We start from the raw sequence: 5,761 nt of genomic DNA, 5'->3' as shown, positions 1-5,761 counted from the left end.
ATATTCAACGCCGAACCCAAAAAATCTTCACCCGCCGGTGCAATACCTCAGGCGATGGCTAAGGTTTGGGGGCATGCTGGCCAGAAAAAAATTGTATAAAGCCCTTGACATATGGCATACTGACCAGTATAGTCAGCACCGCATGAAGGCACGGATTCCATCCCCGCGCCCGCAGGCAGACCGCCGGATGCCGGCCAGACTGGCCTCCAGTGCCTACACGCTGTTTTCCCAGCACGGCTTCGACGGAGTGAATCTGGACCAGATCGCCGCGCATGCCGGGGTAACCAAGGGTAGCCTCTACTGGCATTTCAATTCCAAAAGGGAACTAATCCACGCCGCATGCGCGTACTACTACCGGATGTATCAACGGCGCATCAACGAATCGCTGGCGGGGATCAGGGATCCTGCCCAACGCCTGGAGCAGACCCTGCGCGTGGCGGTCCGCACCTGTCTGATGGACCAGGCCAATCGCGTGTTTACGATGGAGATTTTTACCGCATCGGTGCATGACCCCGATCTTCGTCGGGGGTGGCGCCAGTTCTACGACAGCGTCCGCGAGTTCTATATCGGGCTGGTACGAGCGGCCGCAGCCGCCGGGGCCATCCAGGTGGCGGACGTGGAACAGTCGGTCAACGTTATGCTGGCGGCGATGGAGGGGATCAAGCTGCGCGCCCTGTTTGAACCTGAGATTTGCTCGCCCTCGGAAGAGCAGCGCATCCTGGAGGGGCTCAAAGAGATTCTGGGGTTTCCCGCCGCCTCGAAGGAGTCCAAGCCTCGCAACCTGTCAACCGGATGACTTCCAGATCATCATGAACACGCTAGCCACTGCTCTTGCGGTCCTCTTTCGGTTCACCACCATACCGGTCGGTATGCACCCACCGTCGGCCTGCGGCCAGAACCGCACTGCCAAGTACCTCCGTTCCAGAGGAACACGCCGGACCCCAACCTGTCCCTCCGGCTTCACGTTGATCGAACTCCTCGTGGTGATCGCCATCATCGCCATCCTCGCCGCCATGTTGATGCCCGCGCTGAGCAAAGCGCGCGCCCGGTCTTATCGCATTTACTGCTTGAACAACGCGAAGCAGATGGGACTTGCCTCGGCGCTCTACGCAGGCGACTATAACGACCGCATTCCTCGGATGCTGAACTGGGGGAAGGCCTGGGGGCAAGAGTACCGCATTGGCGACAAATGGATGCCCGAGATGTTTGAGCCCTACCTCGGGCCCAACCAGGTCAAACCGCAAGGAGGCCGTCCCAACTACCAGCCACTGCACGGCCTGTACGCATGCCCTTCCGGAATTCGCGCGCGACTCGTCATTCGAGGCAGCCCCGACGATTATTTCAGCCGGGACTTCTTCTACGATAACGATGGCGTCAGCTACGTGTGGTCGCATATCTACTATGATCCTTGGCGCCGCGGCTATGCACTCGACAAACCCATCAGCGGACGTAAGTCCTCGGACGTCCGCAACCCCAGCAAGGCGGTGCTGATCTGGGAGATCCCCTACCATCGGGCGCAGAACATGCCCCACGAAAACGGTATGATCGTGGTGAAGGCCGACAACAGCGCCCAGCGGATTCGGGGGAATCCGCAGGAAACGGACTGGTGGCTGAATCATAGCTTCGAGGGATGGGATTCCGACCAACCACCTCCTCCCAATCCCCTTTGAGACAGAACGCCAACGACCAACACCACATCGATCCTATGAAACATCACCATGAACCCGTGAGCACGCGGTGGATCCACCACCAATCCGGATGCCCTCTGAGGCTGCACCTGTTCTCGGCCACGGTAGCATGCCTGGCAGGGGCGATCTTCGGGCCCTCGTATAGTCCGGCGCAGGACACCTTCATTGCCTATGTGGTGCCGGCGGGCACGGTCGGCAATCAGGAGTTCGGTGGGGTTTTGGGCATGGATTTTGATGTTAACAACCCAATCGTGGTAACAAGACTGGGGGTTTTTGACGATGGATCCGATGGACTGAACCGGACCCTGGTTGCACGGCTGTGGGATCGCAAAACCCAGACCGAGCTCGCATCCATCGTATTTACTCCAGAAGATCCCGGTGAACTCGTAGGTGGCAGCCGTTTCAAGCCCCTGCCCGAACCTTTGGAACTTGGTATTGGCTTTCAGGGCACAATCACAGCCGAAGGCTACGGGCCCGGCGAGCTGCTCCGGAACGCATTCGACAACCCCGCCAACATCGTCTGGACCACACAGGACGGGAATGGATCGCTGTCCTTCGTGGGCAGCAGCCGTTGGGGGATACTGCCGGGCACCTTCCCACCGACGGTTGATCAAGGACCTGCGGCTCGTTACGCAGCAGGGACTTTCGAGTTTCTAACGACGCCGCCCCTCGCTCCCGGCTTGCCCGTGGTGACGGTCCGCGCCGGAGACGGCCAGGTTCGCCTGGAGTGGTCCCCCGTGACTTCACCGGTACCGGCCGTCACTTACCGAATCCTGCGCGCGGGAGCAGATCAGGCCTCGTTTGAGCTCCTTGCCGAAGTGGCTGCCACGGAATACCTGGACCTTGGCCTCACCAACGGCGTCGAATTCTGTTACAGGGTCCAAGCCGTGGCTGCCAATGGTGCAAGCGGACCGCCTTCAGACGCAATCTGTGCCACTCCCTATACCCTCCCTGGCAATCACAGGATCGCGTATTTTGTTCCTCCGGCGCAGGGGAATCAAGCCTTTGGCGGCTCGCTCGGCCTCGATTTCGACGTGGAAAACCCAATTATCGTGGTGCGGCTGGGGGTTTTCGATGATGGCGCCAATGGATTGAAGCGAGCACTGTCAGCACGCATCTTCAATCGCGAAACGCAGGAGGTCGTTGCGGAGGTCTTCTTCAGCCCGGGTGAAGGCCTTCTTCTCGGAGGTATGCGCTTCAAGGACCTTGAGTCGCCGCTCCGACTGGAGGCCGGCTTCCAGGGCACCATCGAAGCGGATGGCTACGGCTTGGAGGAGCGACTCCTCAATTCCGACGGTGATACGAACGCCATCATCTGGGCCCTCGATGATGGAAACGGGTCGCTGCGCTTTGTCGGCTCCAGCCGATTCGATCCAACACCGGGGGTTTTTCCGTCCATTCTCGATCAGGGCCCCGCAGCACGCTTTGCGGCCGGTACGTTTGAGTACGTGGTCCTGCCCCCAGAGCGGCCCGGAACCCCGATCCTCCATGTTGTCGTGCCGTATGAGGACGGCGCGGTCACTCTGTACTGGTCGCCCATCACCAACCCTCTCCCCGCCGTGGTTTATCGGGTGTTCCGGGCTACGGACGCTGCCGGACCATTCAGTTTGCTGGTGGAAACAGCGGGAACCACGTATCGTGACACTGACGTCACCAACGGCGTGACCTTATTCTACAAGGTCGTAGCAGTGGCCCAAGAAGGTCAGGAGAGCAGGGAATCGAACCTGGTCAGATCCACCCCGAACCCGCGGTTGCCCGGGGTGGCATACGTGGTAACAAGCGGGCTTCTTGGAAACGGCACGTACGGTGGCTCCCTTGGCATGGATTTCGACGTCGCACGGCCCGTCCGCGTCACTCAGTTGGGCGTGTTCGACAGTGGCGGCGACGGGCTACATTTAACCCTGAACGCGGCCCTGTACAACCGAAGAACCCGGGATCTGCTGGCTCAGCTCCAGTTCACTCCTGAGGATCCCGGAGAGCTCCGGGACGGGAGCCGATTCAAATCCCTGGCCGAGCCCCTCGTTCTACCGGCGGGATTCCAGGGCGTGATCGTTGCCTGGGGATATGGTGACGCCGAGCCCTACTTCAGCAACGCCGAAGATTCGCCTGCTCTCAGCGTGTTCGAAGGGGGTTCCATTCTTTTCGTTGGGTCTGGCAGATTCGGTCCCGCCGGTCAATTCCCCAACTCGGTCGACACAGGCCCTCCCAACCGTTACGCCGCAGGCACATTTTATTTCGAGCCGTTACCTGAGGAGCCTCGACTGACCATTCGCCGCGTCGGAGCTCAGGTGGAACTCGCATGGCCAGGACAGGCCATACTCGAAAAAGCGGGGACACTTTCGGGCCCTTGGACCGAGGTGCCCGGCGCCATGTCAGGGATCAGGTTGCCCATTGAAAGCGATGCTCAATTTTTCCGCCTGCGTTACTAGACCGCTTTCACCGGTTTCGCTGGGCACCGGGTCACACCGCTGGGTCCAGAGGGGTCATTCTCTCACTCCATCCCTGCCACCACTGGCGACACCAATGGCAGGGAGCTCGGGAGCCGGCCCGCGTCCGGGTCCCAGCTTGCGCAAGGAAAGGGCGTGAACCAAGGAAAGGAGGGAGAATCGCAATGAAGATCGGGTTCCACACCGACGCATTTAACTCGGCGTGCTGGTCCTTCGAACAATGCCTCGACTGGGCACGACGGCACGATGTTCATTACATCGAGTGCGGTGTCATCGATGGGGTCAGTTGGCTCCATGGCCTGGGGTACCACCCCCATGTGGCACTCTACGAGGACCCTGTGCTACTGCGCCGAAAGATGGACCGGTACGGAGTGCAGTTCTCTCAGGTCGACGCGGCATTCCCCCTGTCCGGCCAAGACGGCCCGGTGCACGGTGTGGCCTATGTGATGAAAACCATTGCATGGGCCGCCCAAGCGGGTTGCCCTTGCGTAGACACCACGGATGGTCTTCGTCCCCCGGAAGGCATGACGGAATCGGAGGTCATGGCCCAGATGCGGCGCTGTTATCAGCAGATTGTCCGGGTTGCCGAAGCGCACAAGGTCATCGTTAACATCGAGCCGCACGGGTATTTCACCACGCAACCCGAGCGCCTCGCCGAGATGCTGTCCTTTTGTGACAGCCCCTACCTCCGCTTGAACATGGACACGGGTAATACCTACATCGCAGGGCGGGACCCTGTGACGTTTCTTAAGCTCTTCGTCAGCCGCGTCAGCCATGTCCATATTAAAGACGTATCGGAGTCTTTGGCGGGTTCTTCCCGGGGAGAGATGACCGGCATCGCCGTGAGTCACTGCCCTGTGGGCCGGGGCGTCAACCGGGAAAACATCCGCGAGTGTTTGCGGCTCCTCAAGGAGGCTGGCTATCAAGGCGTGCTGAGCATCGAGTGCGAGGGGGCAGGCGGCCCTATGCTCGAGGCATCGCTTGAGTGGCTGAGAAGCACATTGCAAGACCTCGGGATTCCTGAGCAGTCGAGTTAGGAGTTGAACCCTTGGCGCCCTTGTGGACGCTGCTCCGTCCCTGTTAGAGAGCGCTCGTTTATCATTGCCAGACCACAGGGGGGACTGGATCCACATGCTGACGAACCGGACAGAAAGAGGCGGATCTGCTCTCCGCAACGCATGCAACCTAGAGAGGTTGCCGCCCAAGGCTACGATTATGCAGAACTGGGCAGGACACGAGTTCGCAGGTCTCGTCGATCCGGCCAAGGTCCGTCCTCCGAGCTCGGCAGCGAGGCGTCTGGCGGCAGAGGCGCTGGTTCACCGCTCTGGCCGGAGCATGACGGATGTACCCTTCGTTCGTATCCGAGGGACTCTGAAACCTGGTTTTGGTGGATGCTCCCGGAAGAGAGCTCGCGCCAAGAGCACCACGGAAGACCCGGGCGGGCTTTGGTATTACGGGAATCACGGGATGCCCGTGCTCGCCAAAAGGCGCCTGGGGGAACGTTCGGCTGCCACTCCAGACCGATATGGCCCCTGGGACCATCTGCGGGGCGCACCGCATCGAGGGGGAGGTTCCCCTGGTATGGGCAGTCTGGCGGAAGGTTGCCGGGTTCTGGTGGTGTGGTGC

4 protein-coding genes are annotated in these 5,761 nt (G+C 60.5%); all 4 read left to right on the top strand.

What is annotated here, in order from left to right; genetic code table 11:
- Positions 1–142: 142 nt before the first annotated feature.
- The 4 genes from G4L39_RS05860 to G4L39_RS05845 all read left to right on the top strand — a co-directional run bounded on the left by G4L39_RS05860 (position 143) and on the right by G4L39_RS05845 (position 5,172).
- Positions 143–796 carry a TetR/AcrR family transcriptional regulator gene (locus tag G4L39_RS05860; RefSeq protein WP_165106653.1) on the top strand — a complete coding sequence of 218 codons (654 nt, stop codon included), beginning with the start codon at positions 143–145 and terminating at the stop codon, positions 794–796.
- Between the two features lie 13 nt (positions 797–809).
- A complete protein-coding gene (locus G4L39_RS05855; RefSeq protein ID WP_240893834.1) occupies positions 810–1,670 on the top strand; it encodes a prepilin-type N-terminal cleavage/methylation domain-containing protein in 861 nt (286 codons plus the stop codon).
- 56 nt (positions 1,671–1,726) lie between these two features.
- A complete protein-coding gene (locus tag G4L39_RS05850; RefSeq protein ID WP_205880820.1) occupies positions 1,727–4,117 on the top strand; it encodes a fibronectin type III domain-containing protein in 2,391 nt (796 codons plus the stop codon).
- 182 nt (positions 4,118–4,299) lie between these two features.
- Positions 4,300–5,172 carry a sugar phosphate isomerase/epimerase family protein gene (locus G4L39_RS05845; protein ID WP_165106650.1) on the top strand — a complete coding sequence of 291 codons (873 nt, stop codon included), beginning with the start codon at positions 4,300–4,302 and terminating at the stop codon, positions 5,170–5,172.
- The last annotated feature ends 589 nt before the right edge of the window (positions 5,173–5,761 follow it).

The sequence above is a fragment of the Limisphaera ngatamarikiensis genome, assembly GCF_011044775.1.
GTDB classification, from domain to species: Bacteria; Verrucomicrobiota; Verrucomicrobiia; order Limisphaerales; family Limisphaeraceae; genus Limisphaera; species Limisphaera ngatamarikiensis.
Note: the sequence above shows the minus strand (reverse complement) of the source record. Positions and strands in the feature narration are given on the sequence as shown.